The sequence below is a fragment of the Streptomyces sp. NPDC098781 genome (assembly GCF_044759995.1).
In the GTDB taxonomy this organism is placed as follows: domain Bacteria; phylum Actinomycetota; class Actinomycetes; order Streptomycetales; family Streptomycetaceae; genus Streptomyces.
Genome location: NZ_JBIWAK010000001.1, coordinates 429,382 through 452,773 on the forward strand (window position 1 = coordinate 429,382; position 23,392 = coordinate 452,773).

Annotated in this window: 19 protein-coding genes; 6 read left to right on the top strand and 13 right to left on the bottom strand. The window is 73.1% G+C overall.

Features of this window, described 5'->3' with window-relative positions; genetic code table 11:
* Window positions 1–15 precede the first annotated feature (15 nt).
* Window positions 16–408, bottom strand: a complete 393-nt coding sequence (locus tag ACIQWG_RS01910) for a DUF5997 family protein (RefSeq protein WP_404089179.1) — start codon at window positions 406–408, stop codon at window positions 16–18.
* 58 nt (window positions 409–466) lie between these two features.
* Between ACIQWG_RS01910 and ACIQWG_RS01915 the strand changes: the two genes are divergently transcribed.
* Window positions 467–1,249 carry a LysR family substrate-binding domain-containing protein gene (locus ACIQWG_RS01915; RefSeq protein ID WP_404089181.1) on the top strand — a complete coding sequence of 261 codons (783 nt, stop codon included), beginning with the start codon at window positions 467–469 and terminating at the stop codon, window positions 1,247–1,249.
* A 5-nt stretch (window positions 1,250–1,254) separates the two neighbouring features.
* On the opposite strand, the gene ACIQWG_RS01920 is transcribed toward ACIQWG_RS01915, so the two are convergent.
* The 5 genes from ACIQWG_RS01920 to ACIQWG_RS01940 form a co-directional block, all read right to left on the bottom strand.
* Window positions 1,255–1,584, bottom strand: coding sequence for a TfoX/Sxy family protein (locus ACIQWG_RS01920; RefSeq protein WP_404089183.1), 330 nt, complete (start codon window positions 1,582–1,584; stop codon window positions 1,255–1,257).
* A gap of 10 nt (window positions 1,585–1,594) precedes the next feature.
* Window positions 1,595–1,801, bottom strand: a complete 207-nt coding sequence (locus ACIQWG_RS01925; RefSeq protein WP_404089184.1) for a hypothetical protein — start codon at window positions 1,799–1,801, stop codon at window positions 1,595–1,597.
* Between the two features lie 98 nt (window positions 1,802–1,899).
* Window positions 1,900–4,722 carry a beta-L-arabinofuranosidase domain-containing protein gene (locus ACIQWG_RS01930; RefSeq protein WP_404089186.1) on the bottom strand — a complete coding sequence of 941 codons (2,823 nt, stop codon included), beginning with the start codon at window positions 4,720–4,722 and terminating at the stop codon, window positions 1,900–1,902.
* A 218-nt stretch (window positions 4,723–4,940) separates the two neighbouring features.
* Window positions 4,941–5,627: an HAD family hydrolase gene (locus ACIQWG_RS01935; RefSeq protein ID WP_404089188.1), complete on the bottom strand. Its 687-nt coding sequence runs from the start codon at window positions 5,625–5,627 to the stop codon at window positions 4,941–4,943.
* 19 nt (window positions 5,628–5,646) lie between these two features.
* The gene (locus tag ACIQWG_RS01940) at window positions 5,647–6,126 is read right to left on the bottom strand and encodes an Lrp/AsnC family transcriptional regulator (protein WP_404089189.1); all 480 of its coding nucleotides are present in this window, start codon (window positions 6,124–6,126) and stop codon (window positions 5,647–5,649) included.
* 223 nt (window positions 6,127–6,349) lie between these two features.
* On the opposite strand from ACIQWG_RS01940, the gene ACIQWG_RS01945 reads away from it, so the two are divergent.
* Together ACIQWG_RS01945 and ACIQWG_RS01950 are read left to right on the top strand one after the other, a co-directional pair.
* Window positions 6,350–7,840, top strand: a complete 1,491-nt coding sequence (locus ACIQWG_RS01945; RefSeq protein WP_404089191.1) for an FUSC family protein — start codon at window positions 6,350–6,352, stop codon at window positions 7,838–7,840.
* Window positions 7,841–8,190: 350 nt separating this feature from the next.
* Window positions 8,191–9,246, top strand: coding sequence for a lactonase family protein (locus ACIQWG_RS01950; protein WP_404089193.1), 1,056 nt, complete (start codon window positions 8,191–8,193; stop codon window positions 9,244–9,246).
* Window positions 9,247–9,325: 79 nt separating this feature from the next.
* On the opposite strand, the gene ACIQWG_RS01955 is transcribed toward ACIQWG_RS01950, so the two are convergent.
* The 4 genes from ACIQWG_RS01955 to ACIQWG_RS01970 form a co-directional block, all read right to left on the bottom strand.
* Entirely contained in the window at window positions 9,326–10,249 is a 924-nt protein-coding gene (locus ACIQWG_RS01955; protein WP_404089195.1) for a sirohydrochlorin chelatase, read from the bottom strand.
* A 120-nt stretch (window positions 10,250–10,369) separates the two neighbouring features.
* Complete coding sequence (locus ACIQWG_RS01960; protein WP_404089196.1) at window positions 10,370–11,347, bottom strand: N-acetylglucosamine kinase; 978 nt, start codon at window positions 11,345–11,347, stop codon at window positions 10,370–10,372.
* On the bottom strand, window positions 11,344–12,021 hold the full coding sequence (locus ACIQWG_RS01965; RefSeq protein WP_404089198.1) for a uracil-DNA glycosylase: 678 nt from the start codon (window positions 12,019–12,021) through the stop codon (window positions 11,344–11,346). Before ACIQWG_RS01965 ends, ACIQWG_RS01960 begins: the two co-directional genes overlap by 4 nt.
* 73 nt (window positions 12,022–12,094) lie before the next feature.
* The gene (locus tag ACIQWG_RS01970; protein WP_404089199.1) at window positions 12,095–13,180 is read right to left on the bottom strand and encodes a WD40/YVTN/BNR-like repeat-containing protein; all 1,086 of its coding nucleotides are present in this window, start codon (window positions 13,178–13,180) and stop codon (window positions 12,095–12,097) included.
* 276 nt (window positions 13,181–13,456) lie between these two features.
* Here ACIQWG_RS01970 and ACIQWG_RS01975 point away from each other — a divergent pair, with 276 nt between their 5' ends.
* Entirely contained in the window at window positions 13,457–14,044 is a 588-nt protein-coding gene (locus tag ACIQWG_RS01975; RefSeq protein ID WP_404089201.1) for a hypothetical protein, read from the top strand.
* Between the two features lie 175 nt (window positions 14,045–14,219).
* Here the strand turns inward: ACIQWG_RS01975 and ACIQWG_RS01980 are convergent, their stop codons facing one another.
* Window positions 14,220–15,893, bottom strand: coding sequence for an acyl-CoA dehydrogenase family protein (locus ACIQWG_RS01980; protein WP_404089203.1), 1,674 nt, complete (start codon window positions 15,891–15,893; stop codon window positions 14,220–14,222).
* Between the two features lie 75 nt (window positions 15,894–15,968).
* On the opposite strand from ACIQWG_RS01980, the gene ACIQWG_RS01985 reads away from it, so the two are divergent.
* Window positions 15,969–16,727 (top strand): PaaX family transcriptional regulator C-terminal domain-containing protein, encoded by a 759-nt coding sequence (locus ACIQWG_RS01985; protein WP_404089204.1) that lies wholly within the window; start codon window positions 15,969–15,971, stop codon window positions 16,725–16,727.
* Between the two features lie 80 nt (window positions 16,728–16,807).
* On the opposite strand, the gene ACIQWG_RS01990 is transcribed toward ACIQWG_RS01985, so the two are convergent.
* The gene (locus ACIQWG_RS01990; RefSeq protein ID WP_404089206.1) at window positions 16,808–17,587 is read right to left on the bottom strand and encodes a pectate lyase; all 780 of its coding nucleotides are present in this window, start codon (window positions 17,585–17,587) and stop codon (window positions 16,808–16,810) included.
* A 30-nt stretch (window positions 17,588–17,617) separates the two neighbouring features.
* Window positions 17,618–18,592, bottom strand: coding sequence for a polysaccharide lyase family 1 protein (locus tag ACIQWG_RS01995; protein ID WP_404089208.1), 975 nt, complete (start codon window positions 18,590–18,592; stop codon window positions 17,618–17,620).
* 482 nt (window positions 18,593–19,074) lie between these two features.
* Between ACIQWG_RS01995 and ACIQWG_RS02000 the strand changes: the two genes are divergently transcribed.
* Entirely contained in the window at window positions 19,075–23,382 is a 4,308-nt protein-coding gene (locus ACIQWG_RS02000; RefSeq protein WP_404089210.1) for an HAD-IC family P-type ATPase, read from the top strand.
* Window positions 23,383–23,392 lie beyond the last annotated feature (10 nt).

Consider the following 23,392-nt stretch of genomic DNA (forward strand, 5'->3'; position numbering starts at 1 on the left):
CGGCCCGAGGACGGGTCAGGACTGCTGGGCCTCGCGCTCGGCGTTGCGCTTCTTGATCCGGGCCGTCTCCTTGCGGACCTCGGCCTGAGTGGCGCGCTCCTTGACCAGCCACTCGGGCTGCTCGTCCTTGAGCTGTTCGATCTGCTCGGTGGTCAGGGGCTCGGTGACACCGCCGCGGGACAGGCCCGCGATGGAGACGCCGAGCTTCTGCGCCACGACCGGACGGGGGTGCGGGCCGTCGCGTCGCAGGTCGCTCAGCCACTGCGGCGGCTCGGCCTGGAGCGCGTTGAGCTCGGCTCGCGTGACGACCCCCTCCCGGAACTCGGCGGGGGTGGCTTCGAGGTACACACCCAGCTTCTTCGCCGCGGTGGCGGGCTTCATCGTCTGGGTGCTTTGGTGCGACGTCATGGTCCCCAGGGTATCGACCGGGTGAACGGCCGCCGACCACGGCCGGTAACCTGGCCAGGTGACAGGCTCGGAAGTACCCCCGCCCGCCCCGGAAGCGGCGCCGTCGTTCCGGCTCGCCTACGTCCCCGGAGTGACCCCCGCGAAATGGGTGCGGATCTGGAACGAGCGCTTCCCCGACATCCCTCTGACCCTGCACGCGGTGACCGCCGCCGAGGCGCCCGACCTGCTCCGGGACGGCGGCGCCGACGCCGGTTTCGTACGGCTCCCGGTCGACCGTACGTACTTCAGCGCGATCCCTCTCTACACCGAGACCACGGTCGTCGTGGTCCCGAAGGACCACGTCATCGCCGCCGTCGAGGAGGTCACCGCCGAGGACCTGGCCGACGAGGTCGTCTTCCACCCCCTCGACGACGTCCTCGATTGGGAGCGGCCGCCGGGGGAGCCCGGCTTCGAGCGCCCCGCGACCACCGCGGACGCCGTCGAGCTCGTCGCGGCGAACGTCGGCCTGCTCGTCGTACCCCAGTCGCTGGCCCGCCTCCACCACCGCAAGGACCTCACCTACCGGACCCTCGTGGACGTCCCCCAGTCGGGCATCGCCCTGTCCTGGCCCGAGGACGCGACGACGGACCTGGTGGAGGACTTCATCGGTGTCGTCCGGGGCCGCACGGTCAACAGCTCCCGCGGCCGTACGACGTCCCAGCCGCCGGCGACGGCGGAACAGCCCAAGCGTAAGCGCCCGGACTCCGGCGCACGCCGCCAGTCCGGAACCCAGCGCGGGGGGACCGCCGGCGCCAAGGGAGCCAAGGGCGCGCGGCGCGGAAAGCCTCGCCGCAGGTCGTAGCGGACTCACTTGGGGGGCAGGGCGGCGGCGAAGGCATGTCCTTCGTCGATCCAGGCCCCGAGCACGTCGTCGTCCGCGAGCGCGTCCCCGGCGACCAGGATCCAGCCCTTCATCGGGCGTCCGGTCATGTCGAAGACCCGGGCGCCCGGCCTGGCCAGGGCCGCATCCGCGTTCTCCGGGCCGACCCGGACCATGAGGTCGTCACCGCTGACACCGACGGCCATGTTTCCGTGCACGAGAAAGGCGAGGCCGCCGAACATCCGCTTCTCGCCGACCCCCGCATCGGCGCCGAGCCGCTCCCTGATCCGCTGGGCGAGCCCCTCGTCGTACGCCATGACACTCCCCTCACTCCCTGGGTGATGTGAGCACGCGCTCCAGGTCGCCCAGGTCCTTGCCGATGCCGGCGCGGACCTGGCGGGCCAGGAGCGGTTCCGCGGGCCGGGCGAGGCCGCCGGGGCCGCCCCGGACGCGGATACGGGCCGGCGTGCCGGCCGGGTGTGCGCCGAAGGCGTAGGTGACGTGCATCGGCATCGGCCCGGCGACGGACACCATGTCGAGCAGCCGGGGGAAGTCGTGCCAAGTGGTCCGTCGCTCACTCCAGGATCCCCGCGCCGGACGCCGGGCGCACGGCGCGGGAACCGGTCGGCGGCTCAGGGGGCGTATGTCGCCCGTTCCGCCGTGCGCACGATCGTCCGCCCGTCGGCCCGGCCGAGGAGGCCGGCGGTCACCCACGCGTTCACCGTGGACCGCACCCGCGTGACCAGCGCCGCCTTGCCGCCGAAGGGTGCCCCGGCCCAGATCTCGTCCAGCAGCGTGGTGCCGTCGGGCTTCGCGGGGTTGGCCACGCCGGAGTCGGAGTTGCCGAGGATCACCCGGGGTTCGGAGCGCCGGAAGTAGACGTGCGTCGGGTCCTCGGTGCCTTCGAAGAACGGGGCGAACTCCGTGCCGTCGAGGGTGTGGTGGAGCGGCTTGCCGGTCACCGGGGTCAGCGAGGGCAGCAGGTCGCCGGAGAGGCCGGCGTTGCGGTACAGGCCCAACCGCAGGTAGGTCGTGGAGGAGTTGCGGCCGACCAGATTGACCGGGCCATGGAAGAGGGTCTGAAGGGTGGGATCGTCGATCGCCTTCTCCACGCGGAGCCGGAACGGCATGGAGATCCGCACGATGTCCCCGCTCCGCCAGGTCCGCGACACGGAGAAGTAGCCGCCCGGCGTCGGAGTACCGCTCACCGCCCGGCCGTTGACCGTCACCCGGAACCCGGCGGTCGCCCACGACGGCACCCGGAGCCGCAGGTCGAAGGCCCCGCCGGCGCCGCCGACGGTGAGCGTGGTGCCCTGTTCTCGCGGGAAGTCGGTGGTCTGAATGATCGTCACGCCCTTTTCTGTCCATGTCACTTGGGACGCGCTGTACAGGTTGACGAACAGCGCGCTGCCGTCGGCGGCCGCGAAGTACACCGAGTCCTGGTACTTGGTGGCGCTCTCCATGCCCGTTCCCTCGCAGCAGGTCGTCCCCTGCTTCGGCGTGTAGTCCCGCACATGCCCCGGCGTCAGCCCGATGAAGTACGTGACCAGCGGCTTCTCGGCGTCCGCCCGGTCCTGCTTGGAGCCGAGGACCTGGTTGTAGAGGGCCCGCTCGTAGTAGTCCATGTACTGCGGACGCTGGTCGTGGAAGAACAGCGTCCGGCTCAGTTTCAGCATGTTGTAGGCGCAGCACGTCTCCGCGGTGGTGTCGCCGATCGTGCCCGCGATCACGTCCCGCGCCTTCCAGAACTCGGCGGTGCTGGTGCCCCCGATGCCGTACATCCGGTGCGGCACGACCATGTCCCAGAAGTTCCGGGCGGCGTCGAGATAGCGGGCCTCCCCCGTCGCGTCGTACAGCCGCAGATACCCGGTGAAGATCGGTATGTGCTGGTTGGCGTGCAGCCCGTCGAGGACGTCGGTGTCGGCGGCGCAGTTGTCGATCAGCCGGTCGAGGTCGAACAGCCGGGCCAGTGCCAGGTGTTCGGCCTTTCCGGTGATGGTGTGCAGCTCGCAGATCGCCTCGACGATGCCGCCGAACTCGCCGCTGGAGAACAGCCCCCACATGCGTTGCAGGGTGGCCCCGGGCAGCTTGGACAGCCGTGCGTACATCCAGTCGCACATGCCGGACGCGAGGTCGAGGGCACGCTCGTCGCCGGTGGCGAGGTAGGCGTCCAGCACGCCTCGGAGGATCTTGTGCGCGGTGTAGTACGGCGCCCAGACCTTCGTGTAGTCGCTGGTGGTCCTCGATTCCAGATCGATGAACTGTGTCTCCGGGTACGCCGCCAGGAACCCGGGATGACTGGGCCCGCCCCAGGTGCGGCGCAGGGTGGCCGTGAGTCCGCGGCCGGAGGCGTCGGCGAAGGCCCCGCCGGAGGTCTCGTCGAAGGCGTACGACGCCAGGTCGCCGCGCCCGGCCGACGTCCCCGCCGCGCCACCGCCCTGCAACTCGCCGATCTCGGCGGCGCTCAGGACGCGCGACCACACGTCGAACTCGTCGTAGGCGCCCCCGAAGACGGGGTCGCCCGGGAAGTTGGAGCGGCCGAGCCAGTTGTTGGTGAGGGTGCCGAGGGCGGCCGGGGTGAGGGTCATCGCCGTGTTCCGGGCGACGGCGGTGCCGTCGATGTACAGCGTTCCGGTGCCGCCCGCGATCGTGACGGCGAGGTGGCTCCACCGGTCCAGCGGCAGCTCGGCGGTGCCGTCGAGGCCCTGCTCGCCGCCGGGTCCGGAGGTCGTGATGGCGAAGCGGGGGACGCCGGCGGCGTTGCGGGCGGCGAGGTACAGGTACCGGGTGGTGTCGTTCCCGAAGTCGAAGACCCGGGCCCAATTGCCGTCGTGGGTGGGTTTCACCCAGGCGGACAGGGTGATCGCGGAGGCACCCGCGAGGACGGCGGCGGGGAGGTCCACGTACTGGTACGACCCGCGGACGTTCTCGGCGGCGGTGCCGAACCTCCCGCGCACACTCAGCACGGCGGGATCCTTCCGCAGCGCCGCGCGCACCTCGGTCAGCGCCCCGATCATCGTGCGGATCCTGTCGCCGAACACCTGCTCACCGGTGCCGGCATACGCCTGCGCCAGCATGGTCAGGAAGTGCCCGGTGTAGTGGCCCCGCAGATTGCCGTTCGCCTCACCGTCCAGTCCCTCCCACCCGCCGGGCGCGACTGCGCCGCCCGTGGCGAGTCCGGCGTTGGCGCGGAACACCTGGAGCAGCCGGTCGACGTCGTAGCCGCGGGCGTGGTCGAGCATCAACTGCCGCTTGTCGGCGAAGAGTCCGGGCCGCAGAGCCACGTCGGCCAGGGCGAAGGGCCGTACGGTCCAGGCGGCCGGGGTGACGGTCACGGCCTGCGCCTCCTGAACGGCCGCCGCCGCGCGGCCGGTTGCCGGGTAGCTGATCGCGGGGGTCGCCACGGCGAGGGCGGCGGCCTGGAGAAGGGATCGTCTGGAGAGGGGCGGTGCCATGGGTGCTCCTCCATGAGGGGGCGGCTTGCTCGAAGCGCTGGCGTTCGGTATTGCGAACGACGTACGAACAGTCGACCAGACGATAGGGAGGGGACGGGAGACGGTCAACGGGCCGGGAGCGATTTGGTGCGTGGCGGCCAATTGCTGCGCAGCGGCGCTTTGTTGCGCGGCCAGCGGTCTTACCGCCTCCGGGGCCTCACTGCGGGCAGGGGCTGGCTTTACCGCGTCCGGCACAACCATTCGTACGCCGCTCGCGCGGTGAACTCCCGCTGTCCGCCGCGCAAGAGCAGACCCGTCGTCGCGAACTCCGGTGCGTCCGCCTGGGCGGACACGTACGGGACGGCGATGCACCGCATGCCGGCCGCGTGCGCGGCGGCGGCTCCCGGGGCGGCGTCCTCGACGACCACGCAGTCGGCCGGTGCCGCGCCGAGCCGGCGGGCCGCCTCCAGGAAGACGTCGGGGGCGGGCTTGCCGTGGGCGACCTCGTCGGCCGAGACGACGGTCCGCAGATGGGCGTCGAGACCCGTGCCGGACAGGATCGCCGTGATGGCCTCCAGGGAGGAACCCGAGGCCACGGCCATCGGGACGCCCTCGGTCGCCAGCAACTCCACGAACTTCCGCATCTCGGGGTACGCGCGCGTGGCCGTGCGGGCGAGCTCCAGATAGCGGCGGTTCTTGGCGGCCAGCAGGTTCTCGACGGAGGCGCCGAGGCCGTACTCGTCCTTCCAGAGCGTGACCGTCTCGAGCGTGCTGATGCCGACGTAGCGCTCGTGGTCCGCCCAGGTGAAGTCGGCGATCCCGTGCTCGGCGAGGAGCTGTCGGCCGGCCTCGAAGTAGTTGGGCTCGCTGTCCACGAGTGTTCCGTCGAGATCGAAGATGACCGAGGTGCCGTCGAGTCCGCTCATGGCCCCAGGATGTCAAAGGTCATTTCCGGGCCGCCGCCCGCCCGATCGACTCCACCAGCGGCAGCAGCCGGTACGTGACACGCTCGCGCAGGGCCACCTCGGAGCGGGTGCGGACCACGCCGGGCAGGCTGATCAGCTTCTGGATCACGTCCTCCAGATGGGCGTTGTCGCGGGCCACCACCCGGGTCAGCAGATCCCCGCCGCCCGTGATCGAGAAGGCCTCGACGATCTCCGGCACGGCGGCGAGCGCGTCGCCCACGTCGTCGAGATGGCCCTGGGTGACCTCGATGTGCACGAACGCCAGCACCGGATGGCCGAGGGCGGCGGGCGACAGTGTGGGCCCGGTGCCGGTGATCACGCCGTCCCGCTCCAGCCGGTCGAGCCGGGCCTGGAGTGTGCCGCGCGCGACGCCGAGGATGCGGGCGTACTCGCGCACGCTGGTGCGGGGCTGCTCCAGCAGGAGCCGCAGGATGCGGGTGTCGAGCTCGTCCACGGGCATGGTGCCTGCCTCCTCGGTCTCCCGTCCGTCGAGGTCCGCACCTCGCCCTCAATGGTCCGATGGCTCGCCGATGGACGTAGGGGATCCGCTATGTCTGTGCCAATGGCCCACCATTCTAGGAGGCGCTTGAGCCAGGTGGCGCCTAGATGCTGCAATGAAGGAGTCGATGGCGCTGCGGACCTCCGCGGCGCCTTTTTCATGCCGATTCGGAGGGACGGTAGGAGTGCTGAAGAGGGTGTTCGTGGCGCCGGACCCGGGGCGGGCGCGGCTGCGCTTCGCCGCGCGGGCCGTGCTCGGCATCGGGCTCGCGGTCGTCGTGAGCGCGCTGACCGGTCACTCCCTCGTCGGCGCCGTCACCGGCGGGCTCGCCGCGCTGCTCGCCCTGTTCACCGTCACCGATGCCACGGTCCGCGGGCAGGCGGTCACCACCGCGCTGCTGCCGCTGGTCGGCCTCCCCGTCCTCGCGGCGGCGGCCGAGCTGCACGACCAGCCGGTCGCCCGCGACCTCACCTTCCTGGCCGTCGTCGGCGCCGGGGTGTATGCCCGCCGCTGGGGGCCGCGCGGGCACAGCCTCGGCGTGTTCGCGTTCATGACCTTCTTCGTGGCGCAGTTCCTGCACGCGACCCCGGGACAGCTGCCCGAGCTGTACGCCGCCGTACTGCTGTCCCTGCTCACCGCGTCCGCGGTGCGCTTCGGGCTGTGGTGCTACGAGCGCCGGATGCCGCCCGCGCCCGTCCCGGCGCCCCCGGGCGGCAGCGGGCTGGCCCGGGTGACCACACGCCAGGCGATCCAGGCCACCGCGGGCGCCGGCTTCGCCCTGGTCCTGGGGCAGCTGGTGTCCGGCCAGCGCTGGTACTGGGCCGTCGGTGCCACCTGGTGGATCTTCGTCAACACCACCTCGCGCGGCGAGACCCTGGTCCGCGGCTTCCGCCGGGTCCTCGGCACGGTGATCGGTATCGGCCTCGGCCTGCTCGTCGCCGTCCCGCTGGAGGGCGCCGGCCTGCCGACGGCGGTACTGCTCGCCCTGTGCGTCTTCGGCATCTTCTACACGGCCGCCGTCTCCTACACCTGGATGATGCTCTGCGTCACGGTGCTCGCCGAGCTCCTCTACGGCCTGCTGGGCGTCCTCGACCCCGCCCTGCTGGCCCTGCGGCTCGCCGAGACCGGCGTCGGCGCGATCGGCGCCGTGCTCGCCGTGCTGTTCGTCCTGCCGGTCACCACCCACGCCATCACCGACACCTGGATCCAGCGGGCGCTGCGCTGCGTCCACGCGGCCACCGCCGAGGCCGCCGCGCGCCTGGCCGGCGACGAGAGCGCCGACCCCGCCTCGCGCGTGGCCGAACTGGAACAGCTGCTCGCCCGGGTACGGCTCTCGGTCGCACCGCTCGTGCACCCGCTCAACCCGATGCCGGCCCGCAAGCGCCGCGCCCGCCGCGTCCTGGCCCTCCTCGACGACTGCGCCCGGGAGATCCGGGGCCTCGCCGCCGTCGCCGCCGACCCCGAGGCCTCCCACGACGCCCGCCTGGCCGCCGCGTGCTGGCGCGTCGAGGCGGCGGTGGAGTCCCTGACCGGCGGCACGCACGTCACGGCCGTCCCCGCGCAGCAAACGGCACTCGACCCCGCGCTGACCCATCTGCACGGCCTGGAGCGCGCCCTCGCGGAACTCGCGCAGCCGCTGCGTACGCCGTCGGGGTCGCCGCTGGTGGGGGCCTGAGGGTCCGGCGGGTGCGGTAGCCGCTCGGCCGGAGCCTCGTAGAGGCCGACGGACCTCCTTGAGATCGGCGGGTCTCCGCCGAGGTCGCCGAGCGAGTCATGTTCATCGGCCATCCAGAGGGTGGATCAGGCCATTCGTCGGGTACCTCCGCAGCCATCGGACCCACCAGCCCGCGAGCCGCGCGGGAGCGGCCCGCGGGCGTACCCGGCGGGGGTGGGCACGCGGCGCGTCCCCCACACGCGCCGCTGGACGCGATCGAACTCGCCGACGATCAGGCGACCTTGGTCTAGACCGATGATGTTCCGCTGCTACCGTCAGCCCGGACGGCATCCGACCGGAAGGGGACAGCGTTGGCAGACGTCGGCAGGCGGGGGAGACGGGCCTACATCGGATCATTCACGGCGGCCGGAGGCCACGGCATCACCACGGCGTCCGTGGCCGCGGACAACGGCGCGCTGAGCGTGCTGAGCGGAGTGCGGGACGTGCCCGACCCCGCGTACCTGGCCTTGTCGCCGAGCGGCGACACGTTGTACGCGGTCAGCGAGACGGCCGAGGGAGCGGTCGCCGCCTACCGCGTGACCAGGGGCAAGCCGGAACTCGCGGGATCACCGGTCCCGGTCGGCGCCGGCGGCCCCACGCATCTCAGCCTGTTCGCCGGTCACGTCCTGACCGCCAACTACGGCTCGGGCAGCGTCACCGCGCTCCCCCTGCGCCCCGACGGCACCGTCTCCGACGCCCCTCCCGTGGTCCTCCAGCACACCGGCTCGGGGCCGTACACGCCCCGCCAGCAGGGCCCGCACGCGCACCAGGTGCAGCCCGACCCGAGCGGCCGCTGGGCCGTCAGCGTCGACCTCGGCACCGACTCGGTACGGGTGTGCACGCTGAGTGACGGCACCTTCGAGGTGCACCGGGAGATCGCCCTGCGCCCGGGCTCGGGACCGCGCCACCTGGCCTTCCACCCGCACCGCGCGTACGCCTACGTGGTCAACGAGCTCAGCCCCACCGTCACCGTCTGCCACTGGGACGCCGACGACGGCACGCTGAAGCCGCTGACGGAGACGCCCGTGCTCCCGGGCGCCCCGGCCGGCGACGCCTACCCCTCGGGGATCGTCGCCTCGCCCGACGGCCGCTTCGTGTGGACCGCCACCCGCGGCGAGGACGTGCTGTCCACGTTCGCCGTCCAGGGCGAGGAACTGCGCCTGGTCGGCACGGTGCCCTGCGCGGGGCACTGGCCGCGCGCGCTCACCGAGGCCGGAGGGGTGCTGTACGCCGCGAACGAGCGCTCCGGCGATGTGGCCTGGTTCGCCGTCGACCCGGACACCGGCCTGCCGCGCCACGAGGGCTCCATCGAGGTGCCCGCGGCATCCTGCGTGGTCATCGGCCCCGACCCCGCCGCCGTCGCCTGACCGGATGACGAAGGGCCCGCTCCGGTGAGGAGCGGGCCCTACGGCGTCACAGCTGTGCGATGCGCGACGGACGTGCGTGTCAGCGGACCGGCGTGCCCTGCGGCTGCTGCGGGGCGATGCCCAGCGCCGTCGTGTACTTCGACAGGGCGAGCTTGCCGATCGCCGGGTACGGGCCGAGCGCCTCGGCGGCGGAGCAGCCCGCCTCCTGCGCCGCCTCCGCGATCAGGCTGGGCTCGATCTCCGGCCCTATCAGGTAGGGCGCGAGCGCGAGCTGCTGCGAGCCCGAGGAGCGCAGCTGCTCGGCCACGGCCGTGATCGCGCCGTCCTGGTCCAGGGCCGCCGCCATCACCGGCACGGCCAGGCGCGCGGCGAGCAGCATGCCGGTGATCCCGGCCGCCTGCACGGCCTCCTCGCCGCCCACGGAGGCCAGGATGATGCCGTCCGCGGCGGTGGCCACGGTGAACAGCCGGGCACGGTCGGCGCGGGCCAGACCGGCCTCCGACAGCCGCACGTGCAGCGCCTCGGCGAGCAGCGGGTGCGGGCCCAGCACATCGGTCAGATCGGCCGCGACACGGCTGTCCATCACGGCCTGGCGGATGACACGCAGCAGCGCGTTGTCCGGGCCGGCGAGCAGCGGCACGACGACGGCGACGGGGCCCTCCGGCTCCTTGGCCTCCACACCCGCGGCGAGCGCCTGCTCATAGCGGGCGGTGCGCTCCTCCGCGGTGTGCACCAGCACCGTCTGGAGGGTGGGGAACTCCGCGTCGTCACCGTCGACGTACCCGATCCGGGCGTCGAGGCCGGGGAGCTCGGAGCGGGCGATGCTCACGACCTCCTCGGCGAGGCCGCGGGTGGCGGCACTAGGCGTGCCCGGCACCGCGAGGACGAGCGCGGGCGCGCCCTCGGGAGCCGCCAACGGCTCGGGTCGGCGGTGCCGCCCGGGCTGACGAGGTCGCGGCATTCGTACTGGCAGGCCGGACGCGGGCCCAGTGGGGGAGCTCATGGCGACGCATGTTACTGGCTTCCTGGGCTCCCCTGTTCGGGGAGGGTGCAGGTGAGCGGTATCCGTCCGCTTTTGTCTGATTGAGTGACGTGCAGAGTGGAACGGGACGGCCCGGGAGGATCAGTCCCCCTTTTCGGTCACCACGCGGAGCATCGCCTCATCGCTCGGCAGAGTGAGCGCGTCCGTCGCGAGATCGGTCGCGATACGCACCGACCCGTCCAGCGGATCCCCCGCGGCCGGCACCCGCCGTGCGTGCGGGAGTCGCTTCGCCAACTCCTGTGCCAGCGGCACGACGAGCGGGTCGCCCATTTTGAACAGGCCACCGGTGAGCGCCACCTGGGGCTCTCCGGAGGCGGGGCAGACGGCCGCCGCGGAGTCGGCCATGTGCCGTGCCGCGGCCCGCAGGATGTGCCCGGCCACCGGGTCGTCGGGGGCACACGCGGCCACCTCGGGAGCGAAGGAGGCGAGCACGGCGGGACGGTCCGGACGCGGGTAGAGCCTGCCCGGCAACTCCCGCACCGGCCCGAACACCTGCTCGGCTCGCGCCAGCAGCGCGGCAGACCCGTCGGACCGGCCGTCGTGCGCCCGCAGCGCCGCCTCCAGCCCGGCCCGCCCGATCCAGGCACCGCCGCCGCAGTCGCCCAGCAGATGCCCCCAGCCGTCCGCGCGGCGCCAGCGCGTCAGGTCCGTGCCGATCGCGATCAACCCCGTACCGGCGGCGACCACGGCCCCGGCACGAGCCCCGAGGGCACCGACATACGCGGTGACGGCGTCCGCGACCAGCGCGACCCGCCCGGTGCCGAACTCCCGCCGCAGCGCGCCCGGCAGTTCGGCCCGCAGCCCGTCGCCGAGGCTGGCGAGCCCGGCGGCCCCGATCGCCGCCGCACCGATCCGGCCGACACCGTTCCGCGCCATCGACGCCCGCACCATGGGCACCAGTTGCTCCAGGAAATGCCCGGGGTCGATGCCCCGGTCCCCGGTACGCACGGGCTCATGGGACTCGTGCCGGGCCAGGGCCCCGCGGTCGACGGTGCCCACGACGACCCGCATCCCGGACCCGCCGGAGTCGACCGCGAGGAAGCCGTCGGCGTCGGTCACGGCAGGCGCCAGTCCACCGGCTGTCCGCCCTGTCTCATCAACAGGTCGTTGGCGCGGCTGAATGGACGGGAGCCGAAGAAGCCGCGGTCGGCGGACATGGGGGAGGGGTGCGCGGACTCCACCGACGGCAGATCGCCGAGGAGCGGACGCAGGTTGCGGGCGTCGCGGCCCCAGAGGATGGACACCAGCGGCTTGCCGCGGGCGGCGAGTGCGCGAATGGCCTGCTCGGTGACCTCCTCCCAGCCCTTGCCGCGGTGGGCACCCGGCTTGCGCGGGGCCGTCGTCAGCGCCCTGTTGAGCAGCAGCACGCCCTGCTGGGTCCAGGGCGTCAGATCGCCGTCGGACGGCTGCGGCAGCCCGAGGTCGGTGTTCAGCTCCCGGTAGATGTTGATGAGGCTGCCGGGCAGCGGACGCACCTCGGGCGCCACCGAGAACGACAGCCCCACGGCGTGCCCGGGGGTCGGATACGGGTCCTGACCGACGATCAGGACCCGTACGTCGTCGAAGGGCTGCTGGAAGGCCCGCAGGACGTTCGGCCCGGCCGGCAGATAGGTGCGTCCCGCGGCGATCTCGGCGCGCAGGAAGTCGCCCATCGCGGCGATCCGTTCGGCAACGGGTTCCAGGGCCTGTGCCCAGCCCGCTTCGACGATTTCATGCAAGGGTCGTGGTGCCACGGGCGTCACCCTACTGCCGCACGGGCAGCGGTGATCAACCAGTGGCCAAGGCCGGCCGGTAAGCCGTGACGGCTCACGCGATCACCGCGGCCCTGACGCACAGCACGTCCGGCAGGTGCGACGCCAGCTGCTGCCAGCTGTCACCGTCGTCGGCCGACGCGAACACCTCGCCGTTGCGATTGCCGAAGTACACGCCCGCCGGGTCCGCGTCGTCCGTGCACATCGCGTCGCGCAGCACCGTGCCGTAGTGGTCGTCCTGCGGCAGCCCCGCCGACAGCGGCTCCCAGCTCCGGCCCGCGTCCGCCGTACGGAAGACGCGGCAGCGCCGGTCGGCGGGGACGCGGTCGGAGTCGGCGTTGATCGGGAAGACGTACGCCGTCTCGCCGCGGTGCGGGTGGGCGGCCGCCGCGAAGCCGAACGTGGACGGCAGGCCCTCGCCGATGTCGGTCCAGTGGGCGCCCGCGTCGTCACTGCGGTACACACCCCAGTGGTTCTGGAGATACAGCCGGTCCGAACTCGCCGCGTCCTGCGCGACCTTGTGCACGCACTGGCCGAACTCCGGATTCGGATCCGGCAGGAACACCGCGGAGACACCGGAGTTGGACGGCGCCCAGCTCGCGCCGCCGTCGGTGGTCTTGAACACCCCGGCGGTCGAGACGGCCACCGTCACGGCCTTCGGGTCCCGCTTGTCGGTGACCACGGTGTGCAGCCCCTCACCGCCGCCGCCCGGCACCCACTTCGACCGGGTCGGGTGCTCCCACAGGGGCCGGACCAGGTCGAAGGTCTCGCCGCGGTCCTCCGAGCGGTACAGCGCCGCCGGTTCCGTGCCCGCGTACACCACGTCCGGCTCCGCCGCCGCCGGGTGCAGCTGCCACACCCGCTCCAGCGAAGCCTCGGTGTCCTTGGGGAACTTGACCGCGGGCTGCGCCGGTTCGGTCCAGGTGCGGCCCAGGTCGTCGGAGTGGAACACGGACGGCCCCCAGTGCGCGCTGTCGCCGCCCGCCAGCAGCCGCGGCCGCTCGCCCCGGGTGTCGACGGCGACCGAGTACACGGCCTGGGCGTTGAAGTAGGGACTCTCGTCGAACTCCCAGGTGCCACCACGCCTGCGCCCGATGAACAAGCCTTTGCGTGTGCCCACGGCGAGCAATACCTCGGTCATGCCGATCACCTCCGCGACGCCTTTGTCTCAGACACGGGCCAGTCTGCACCCCGCCACTGACAGCCACCCCCGGAAACGCTGACGTCGCAGGTCAGCGCGGCGATGATAGACCGCGGCCGCGATCCGCGGGGCGCTTTCGCCAAGACCTCGGCGGGCACCGGGTGACCCGTGCCACGGTCGACTCCCGGCAGGTGCCGTGAGCATCCGTCCGCCGTCTCCCGTATGGGAGGGAGGTCGGTCCGGCATGTCCTTGCGCTCATGAGGAGGAAGCCTTCGATGGCGTTCCGAGGTCCGAAGGTGTGGCTGTGGCGTTGGCGGCGCAATCCGCTCCGGCGCCGGGCCGACGCGGTGGATGCCTGGGTGCTGCTCGCCGCCTGGGTGCTCACCGTCCTCGTCGGAGTGCTCGCGGGCCTCGCGACGGCCCGCACGGTGGAGCAAGGGATGGCGAGGGAACGCGTCGAGTGGCGGCCCGTCGTGGCCCTGCTCAGCGAGCAGGCACCCGGCAGGTCCGACTCGCGCTCCGGCACGTCGAGCGGCGAGCAGGTGTGGGCGAAGGTCCACTGGAGCGCGCGGGACGGCTCCGCCCACGCCGGTCAGGCCCGCGTCCACCCCGGCAGCGGTGTCGGCACGCCGGTCACCGTCTGGACGGACCCCCAGGGCCGTCTGGTGACCAGGCCCGCCACCCCCGCCGAGGCGCGCACCAGGGCCGGCCTCGTCGGCGGCCTCGCGGGAGTCTGCGCGGCGTGCGTCCCGTTCGTCGCGGGCCGGGCACTCCGCAACCGGCTGGAGAGCCGGCGCATCGATCGGTGGGGCTACGAGTGGGCGCGGTTCGGGCCGTTGTGGGGCGGGCGGACCACGGGGTGACGAGGAGCCGCCCGGCTGTCACGAGGTGACGGGGAGCCGCCCGGCCACCACGGGGTGACGGGGAGCCGCCCGGCCACCGGAGGCCGCATCGCGCGTGCTGCCGTACGTCATGCCGACGCACCCCTCCGACGCACCCCTGTGCCACCCCGTCCCCGGCCCTGCCTCACTCCCCGCCTCACACCCCGCCCGGCAACGCCCGTCCCAGAATCGCGTCCATGTCGGCGGCATCGGGCAGCGTTCCGAAGGCGTGGCCCCAGTCGCCGCCGAGGCGGCTCGCGCAGAAGGCGTCGGCGACCGCCGTGGGGGCGTATTGGACCAGCAGGGAGGCCTGGAGGGTCAGTGCCATCTGCTCGACGAGGCGTCGGGCGGCGGCCTCCGAACCGGCGGCGAGCATGGTCTTGAGGCGGGTGACGGCGGCGTCCAGCCGGGTGTCCGCCCCGCGTGCCGTCCCGAGTTCGGCGAACAGCGCCTCGGCGGTCTCCGGCTCCCGGCTCAACGCGCGCAGCACGTCGAGGGCGTTGACGTTCCCCGAGCCCTCCCAGATCGACAGCAGCGGCGCCTCGCGGTAGTGGCGGGGCATGCCCGACTCCTCGACGTATCCGTTGCCTCCCAGGCACTCCAGGGCCTCGGCGGTGAAGGCCGGGCCCCGCTTGGTGACCCAGTACTTGCCGACGGCGGTGGCGATCCGCCGGAACGCCGCCTCGGTGCCGTCCGCGTCGTCCCCGCGCACGGCACGGTCCGCGGCCCCGGCCAGTCGTAGCGTGAGCGTCGTCGCCGCCTCGGACTCCAGCGCGAGGTCGGCGAGCACGTTGCGCATCAGCGGCTGGTCGATGAGCCGGGCGCCGAAGGCGCTGCGGTGGCGCACATGGTGCCCCGCCTCGACGAGCGTCTTGCGCATCAGGACCGCCGACGACATCACGCAGTCGAGGCGCGTGCAGTTGACCATCTCGATGATCGTCTTCACGCCCCGGCCCTCGGGCCCGACCAGCCAGGCGACCGTGCCGTCGAACTCGGGCTCGGAGGAGGCGTTGGAGCGGTTGCCCAGCTTGTCCTTCAGGCGCTGGATGCGGAAGGTGTTGCGGCTGCCGTCGGGCAGCACGCGCGGCACGAGGAAGCAGGACAGACCGCCGGGCGCCTGGGCCAGCACGAGGAAGACGTCGCACATGGGCGCCGACGTGAACCACTTGTGCCCGCGCAGCGTGTACACGCCGGGCTCGGCCGTCGGCGCGGCCGTGGTCGTGTTCGTACGGACGTCCGAGCCGCCCTGCTTCTCGGTCATCCCCATGCCCGCGAGCAGACCCCGCTTCTCGGTGGGCACGCGCAGCCCCGGGTCGTACTCCCGGCTGGTCAGCAGGGGTTCGTACACCTTCGCGAGCTCGGGCTGGCGGCGCAGCACGGGCACGGCGGCGTACGTCATCGACGTCGGACAGCCGTGCCCGGCCTCGGTGTGCCCCCACACCAGCCCGCCGGCGGTCCGGGCGACATGTGCTCCGGGCCGCTCGTCCGCCCAGGGCGCCGCCGCGAGGCCCTCGCCGACCGCGACCCGCATCAGGTGGTGCCAGCTCGGATGGAAGTCGACCTCGTCGACGCGATGGCCGTACCGGTCGTGCGTACGCAGCTCGGGTTCGTGCAGGTTGGCCTGCTCGCCCCACTCCTGCGCCTCCGCGCTGCCGGCCCGCAGGCCCAGCCTTCGGATGTCCTCCTCGGCCCATCCGGCGCCCTCCCGGCGCAGCCCTTCGAGCAGGGCCGTGTCCTGCGACGCGTCGTACGGCGTCAGCGGTGGGGGCTGGTTGGTTACGTCGTGCGTGGCGTACTGCCCGGACTGCTCCTGCGCGAGTATCGAGACCATGCCGCCAGTGTTGCACCACGGCTGCGGGTGTAGCAATCCTGTAATACGTCGAGCCGGCACGTAAGGTACCTGGCCATGCGGAACAACGCGTCACTGCGGGCGGACGAGGTGGAGCTGCGCCCGCTGTCCGCCCGCTCGGTCGTCCTGAGCCTGCTGCTGGGTCTGCATCCGCCCGAGCTGCCGGTGAAGGAGCTGGTGCGCGGCGTGGAGCCGTTCGGGATCGCGGGGTCCACCGTGCGGGCCGCGCTCAGCCGGATGGTGGCGGCCGGCGACCTGCGGCGCACGGACACCGTCCATCGGCTCAGCGACCGGCTGCTGGAACGCCAGCGTCGCCAGGACGACGCCGTCCACCCCGAGCCCCGGCCCTGGGCCGGCGACTGGGAGATGGTCGTGGTCACGGCCACGGGCCGGGGCCCCGCCGAACGCGCCGAACTGCGCACCGGGCTGAGCCGGCTCCGCCTCGCCGAACTGCGCGAGGGCGTCTGGCTGCGACCGGCCAACCTGCAACGCCCCCTGCCGGACGACCTCGGTGAGGTGGCTCAGGGCTACACGGCCCGCCCCGACGCCCCGGCCCGTGAACTGGCCGCCTCCCTGTGGCCGTTGGACACCTGGGCCGGAACGGGCCGCGCCCTGCTGGCCCATGTCGACCGCGCCCACCGCCCGCCCGACCGCTTCACCGCCTTCACGGCCGTCGTACGGCACCTGCTGGCCGATCCGGTGCTGCCCCCCGAACTCCTGCCCGCCGACTGGCCGGGTGAGCCGCTGCGGGCCGCGTACGCGGACTACCGGCGGGAGTTGGCGGACGAGGCACGCGCGCGTGGCCTTCGGGAATGACGTGACGGCCGCCCGAAGCGCCGCGCGGGGACGCTTCGGACGGCCGCGTTCACCGTGGGGGGAACACTGGCGGGCGGGCGCTACCGATAGGTGATGTCCGAGCTGGAGTACAGGCAGTTCGTGCTGTCCGGCCCCGTACCGACCGCCGTGTTGTTGTTGTACTTCTGGCAGGGGATGACCTTGCGGCCGGAGTCGTTGAGGATCGTGATGCCGCGCAGGGTCGCCACGTCGTTGCGGTTGACGTTGATGCCGACGAGGCGCGCGGTGGAGCCGGTGCCGGTCACCTCGATGTTGCTGAGGTTGACCTTGCGGGTGTACTGCGTGGAGCAGTCGCCGCACGAGCGGTACAGCGTCTTGAACTCGCTGACCGCGAAGTCGGAGATGTTCAAAGTGCCGGGCCCGTTGTGCTGGAAGACCTTGTCGGCGGCCTTCTTCGCGCCACCGCCGGTCACCGTGTAGGTCGAGCCGCCCCGGAAGGTGGCCGCGTCCTCACCGACGTCCTCCCACCACACGTTCTGGAGGGTGCAGTTGCCCTCGCAGTGGATGCCGTCGGCGCCGGGCGCCCCGATGATGACGTTCTTCAGCGTCGCGCCTGCGGCGAGCTCGAAGATCGGGTCCTGGCCCTCCTCCTGTCCGTCGCCGGCCAGGTCGCCGCTGCCGTAGTAGCGGACCATGCCGCCGTCCCGGACGCCGGACACCTGGATGGTCGAGCTCACCGGCTGGCTGCCGGTGGGTGTCGGCCAGGTGGCGGCGCTCGCCGGAGGTGCGAGTGTCGTGACCATGACAGACGAGAGGCCGAGTGCGGCCAGGCCGCCGGTCAGTGCGCGCCGACGGGCGCGGGGCTTCGCTGGTGAAGTCATGTCCCGATGCCTTCTGTTGGGTTGGGGTGGTCAGATCTTTCCGGCGCCCGCGCCGGACGTCACCGAGGCGACGACGGTGGACGCGGGCTCCGCGGTGTAGCTGTAGGGCGGCGTGGTGAAGGTGCCGGCCTGGGAGATCTCGGTCGCGGCTCCGCCGAGGTCGTTGCCGCGCAGATTGGCGTGACCGTCCACGTCGCTGCTGCGGTTCGTGGTGACGGCGATCTTGGTGTCGCGGAAGACGTTGTTCTCCACGAGCAACTGGGCGCCCATGCGCGAGTGGCAGGCGGTGTCCGCGCCGGCCACGTAGTTGTTGTAGAAGTGCCCGGTGCCGAAGCGCAGGCTGGGGATGCGCGAGTGGACATCGCTGAAGTGGTTGTGGTGGTACGTCACCTTCAGGTGTCCGGTGTCCTCGCTCGCGTTGTTGTCGCTGTGGCCGACGAGCGAGCCCTTGAAGTGGTCCTTGAAGGTGTTCCAGGACACGGTGACGCCGTCCGAGCCGTGGTTGATGTCCAGCAGGCCGTCGTAGTGGTCCTTGTCGTGATCGCGGTCGGCCGAGAAGGAGTTGTGGTCGATCCACACCTTCGTCGACGCCTGGACCGTGATGCCGTCGGACGGTGCCACCGGCTTGCTGATGTTCAGGTTGCGTACGACGACGTTGCTGACGTTCTTCAGCCGCAGGCCGCCGCCGGTGAACCCGGACGACGAACCCACGCCCAGCACTGTCGTGTTGGAACCGACGTCGACCTGGCCGCTCAGCGGAATCAGGCCGTCGACCCGGACGACCTTGGCCGAACCGCCGGTCACCGCCGCCCTGAAGGCGTCCAGGGTGGAGACGGTGACCGCCGGGGCGCTGCCGCCGCCGGTCGTGCCCGCCCCGAACCCGATCGGCGAGGTCTCGGCGGCTTCGGCGGGCTCCGGCAGGGTGAGGACGGCCGCGGTGGCGAGGGCGGCCGCAGTCGCCAGGGCGATTCGTTGCGGGCGTGCACGTGGGGGGAGAGTTCGCATGCGGGTGCGTCCCTTCGGGAGGAGCGACACGATCATGTACCTGAACGGTGTGCGTGATCTGGAACTCCATGTGCGAGCAGGCTGGCGGTGATGGAGTGCTGTGGGGCGGCTCGGTCAGCCTGCTGAACGGAACGTAGAGGGTAAGCGCTTTCTGGTCAACGCTTTCCGCTGAAGAATCCAGTCCGCGCCGGTGGGGGAGCGGGGGAGAAGCAAGGGCTGTCCGGGTCCTGCCTCGCGACGGGGTGTACGGCGCAGATCCAGGTCGCTGCGCGGGGACAGCTCGCCCCGGCCGTACCCGCCGACGGCGACCAGGGACACGGCCTCGACCGCACGCCGCTCGGCTTGCGCGATCAGCTCGACCGCACGCCGCTCGGCTTGCGCGATCAGCGTCCGCGCTGGTGGGTGACCCGTCGATTTGCGGGAACCCGGAGCCGCACGCAAGGCGAGAACGATCGAGGACTCACGTCAGCTGAGGTCACGCAATGGTTCTGGGACTGCTCACCCGTCCGACAGCCGCCGCGGCCGGAATCGTCGCGGCCGGTCCACGACTGCTGGCCAAGGGAGCCGCCCCTGCCGTGGGGATGGCCGCGGGCGCGGTGGCGGGTACCGCGCGGGCGGGAGTGCGGGGCGTGGACTCCGCCGCCCGTGTCGTCCGGGTCACCCGCCACACCCTGCCCGGCCGACCACGGCCCTGGCGATCGGGCGCCCGGGCGCACCTCGCACTGCGGCCCGAGGAGCCGGAACGCGTACGCCGGGAGGGCGGGACGGCACGTGTGGCACGCCGGGTCGCCGCGGAGCTGGCCCAGCGGCCGGACGTGGCCCTCGCCTACTGGGACGGCGGTCTGCGGCGGCTCGTGGTGACCGCCGTGGAGGAGTCGGCCGGCGACCGGGTCGTACGGAAGGCGTCCGAGATCGCCGCCCGGCACGGCCTGGCCCGCACGGACGATGCGGTGGACGGCGTCCCCCACCCGGCCGACCCGACCGGCGTACGGGCCGCCGCCACCACGCTCACCGCCGACGGGGTCGGCATCGCGGCGGCGTTCGCCGGATACGCGCTGCGCCTGCCCACCACACCCCGGGCGGTCACCGCGCTGGTGACGCTGCTGAGGGAGAACCCGAGCTTCCGCGGCTGGCTGCGCGAGCGGATCGGCCGCTCCAACATGGACATGGTCCTGGCCATCGCGAACGCGGCCGTGCACGGCGCCGGCCGGACCCCGACCGCGCTGGTGCTCGACGGTGCGCTGCGCAGCCTCCAACTGGCGGAGACGGTGGCGCGCGCGGCCGCCTTCGACCAGGTCCACGACGAGGTCTGCGTGCCGCAGCGAAGCAGCGTGGCCGGGGACCGGTTCCCGCGCCCGCCGCTGCGCACCTCACCGGCCCAGGAGTACGCCGCGCACGCCGAGACCGGCAGTCTGGTCGGCGCGGCGGCGATGCTGCTGGTCAAGCACGACGGCAACGAGGCGGCGGAAGCGGTGCTCGCCGGCTCTCCCAAGGCCGCGCGCTACGGGCCCGCCGCCTTCCACGCCGTACTGAGTTCCGCGCTGTCCCGCACCGGCGTCCTGGTCCGTGACACCGAGCGGCTGCGGCAGCTGGAGATGGCCGACACGGTCGTTCTGCATCCGAGCGCGCTGCGCACCCCGGGCGCGGACGCGGACCCGTGGGCGGAGGTGGTGCTGGACGCGGCCCGCCGGGCGGGGCTGCGGGTCGTGATGGTGGACGATCCGGCCCTGGCCGACTTCACGACCCTCGCCGACCAGGTCGTGCGCGACGAGCGGTCGCTGAGCGACGTGGTGAACGCCCTGCGCGAAGACGACGGCGTCGTCGTCACGATCGCGCGTCCGGGGGAGGCCGACGAGGACGTGCTCGCCGGGCTGCTCGCCGGCGATGTGGCCGTCGCCCTCACCGACCAGGAGGGCGCCGTCGTCTGGGGCGCGGACGTGCTGGCGCCGCACGGGCTCGCCGACGTCTGGCGGCTGCTGCGGGCGGTCCCGGCCGCGCGCGGGGTCGGCCGCCGCTCGCAGGTACTGGCACGCTCCGGTGCCGCGCTCTCCGGGCTGCTGGTGGCCATCGGGAAGTCGCAGCGGGGCCGCCCCACGCCCTGGCCCGGTCTGCGCCACACGCCGGTCGACGCCAGCGCGACCTGGGCCCTGCTGACGGGCACCCGTGCGGCCCTCGGCGTGGCGCTGGCCCGCGCCCCGCATCCCAGGCCGCGCGTGGCCTGGCACGAACTGGAGCCCACCGAGGTCCGCGAACTGCTGGACGAGGAGACCGGCCCCGAGCCGACCGTGCGTGAGCAACTCACCGACCGCGCACGGGAGACGCTCCGGACGATGGGCCGGCAGCGTGTGTTCGCGCCGCTGAGCGGGCCGCTTCAGCTGGCCCGCGCCATGCGCGGGGAACTCGACGACCCCCTCACCCCGGTGCTGGCCGTCGGCTCGGCCGCCGAGGCGATCCTCGGCTCGGTCCTGGACGCCCTGCTGGTCGTCGGCGCGCTCGACCTGAACGCGCTGGTCGGCGGCGTGCAGCGGATGCGCGCCGAGCGGGCGCTGTCCGGGCTGCTGGCCAAGCAGAAACAGAAGGCGCGCATCACCGACGACGAGGAGTCGGCCGAGCCGCGCGTGGTCGACGCCGCCAAGCTCGGTCCCGGTGACCTGATCGAGCTCCGGGCCGACGACGTGGTGCCCGCCGACGCCCGCCTGGTGTGGACGGACGGCCTGGAGGTGGACGAGTCCGCGCTGACCGGCGAGTCCCTGGCGGCCGCCAAGGACACCGATCCGACACCGGACGCGGCGGTACCGGACCGTGACTGCATGGTGTTCGAGGGCACCACCGTGGTGGCCGGGCACGCCCGGGCCGTCGTGGTGGAGACCGGGGACCGCACTGAGGCCGCCCGGGCGGTGGCTCTCGCCTCCCGCAAGCCGCCCTCCGCCGGGGTGCAGGCCAGGCTGCGGGAACTCACCGACAAGGCCCTGCCGTGGACCCTCGCGGGCGGCGCCGGGGTGACCGCCCTGTCGCTGCTGCGCGGCACACCGATCCGCCGCGCGGTGAGCGGCGGGGTCGCGGTGGCCGTGGCCGCGGTCCCCGAAGGACTGCCGCTGGTCGCGACCGTGGCCCAGCTGGCCGCTGCCCGGCGGCTGAGCCGGCGCGGTGTGCTCGTCCGGGCCCCGCGCACCCTTGAGGCGCTCGGCCGCATGGACACCATCTGCTTCGACAAGACCGGCACGCTCACCGAGAACCGGCTGCGCCTGGTGCGGGTCACCGACGCCGACGGCGCGGTCCATCCGGCGGACGCCTCGGAGGCCGACGGCACGCTGCGCGTCGCGGCACGCGCCTGCCCCCAGCTCAACGGCGGCACCGACCGGCCCGTGCACGCCACCGACGAGGCCGTCCTGGACGCGGCCGCCCCCGACCCCGAGTGGACCCAGACCGAGGGCCTGCCCTTCGAGGCGGGCCGGGGCTACGCCGCCGCCGTCGGCCGGGCCGAGGACGGCTCACCGGTACTGGTGGTCAAGGGCGCCCCCGAGACGGTGCTGCCCGCCTGCGCCGGCCTGTCCTCGTCGGCATCGGACCAGGCACACGAGCTGGCCGGCGACGGACTGCGGGTCCTGGCCGTCGCCCGGCGCCGACTCGATCCGTCCGACAAGGCCGCGGACGTCCTGGAACAGCCCCTGGAGGAACTGGAGTTCACCGGACTGCTGGCCCTCGCCGACGTGGCCCGCGACACCTCCACGGCGCTGGTCGAGGGCCTGCGCGAGGAAGGCGTACGCCCCGTCATGCTGACCGGCGACCATCCGCAGACCGCGCGGGCCATCGCCGCGGAGCTGGGCTGGCCCGAGGACACCGGTGTGATCACGGGTGACGAACTGGCGTCCGCGGACCGGGAGGAGCGCGTGCGGATCCTGCGCGACGTGGGCGTCGTGGCCCGGGTCGCGCCCGAGCAGAAGCTCCAGGTCGTCGAGGCGCTGCGGGACGCCGGAAGGGTCGTGGCCATGGTCGGCGACGGAGCCAACGACGCCGCGGCGATCCGCGCCGCGGACATCGGCGTCGGCATCAGCGCCCGCGGTTCGGCCGCCGCCCGCAACGCGGCCGACCTGGTGCTCACCGACGGCGATCTGACGGTCCTCATCGACGCGGTCGCCGAGGGCCGGGCCCTGTGGCACAGCGTCGCCGACGCCATCGCCATCCTGATCGGCGGCAACGCGGGCGAGGTGGGCTTCGGTCTCCTCGGCACACTGCTGTCGGGCGCCTCGCCGCTGTCCACCCGTCAGATGCTGCTGGTGAACCTGTTCACGGACCTGTTCCCGGCGATGGCGGTGGCGGTGACGCCCAAGCCCGCGGAGGAGTCCGAGGCGGACGCGGCCGAGTCGCCGGACGCCGACGTCCGGGCCACCGAACCCCTCGGCGCGCCCCTGATCCGCAAGATCCGGCACCGCGCCCTGACCACCACCCTGGGTGCCACGTCGGCCTGGTTGTTCGGCCGCTTCACCCCGGGCACCGCCCGCCGCTCCACCACGATGGCGCTGTGTGCGGTGGTGGGCACACAACTCGCCCAGACCCTGGCCGACCGCCAGGGCAGCCCCTTGGTCCGCGCCACGGCCCTCGGCTCCGCGGCGGTCCTCGCGATCCTCGTCCAGACACCCGGCGTCAGCAACGTCTTCGGCTGCACCCCGCTCGGCCCCCTCGCATGGACGGGCGTGGCGGCGTCGATCGCGCTCGCGGTGGCCGGCCAGCGCTTCCTGCCGCAGCTGGAGCGGCTGGTGGCCGGGCGGCTGCCGGCCACCGCCGGGTGACGCGGAGGCG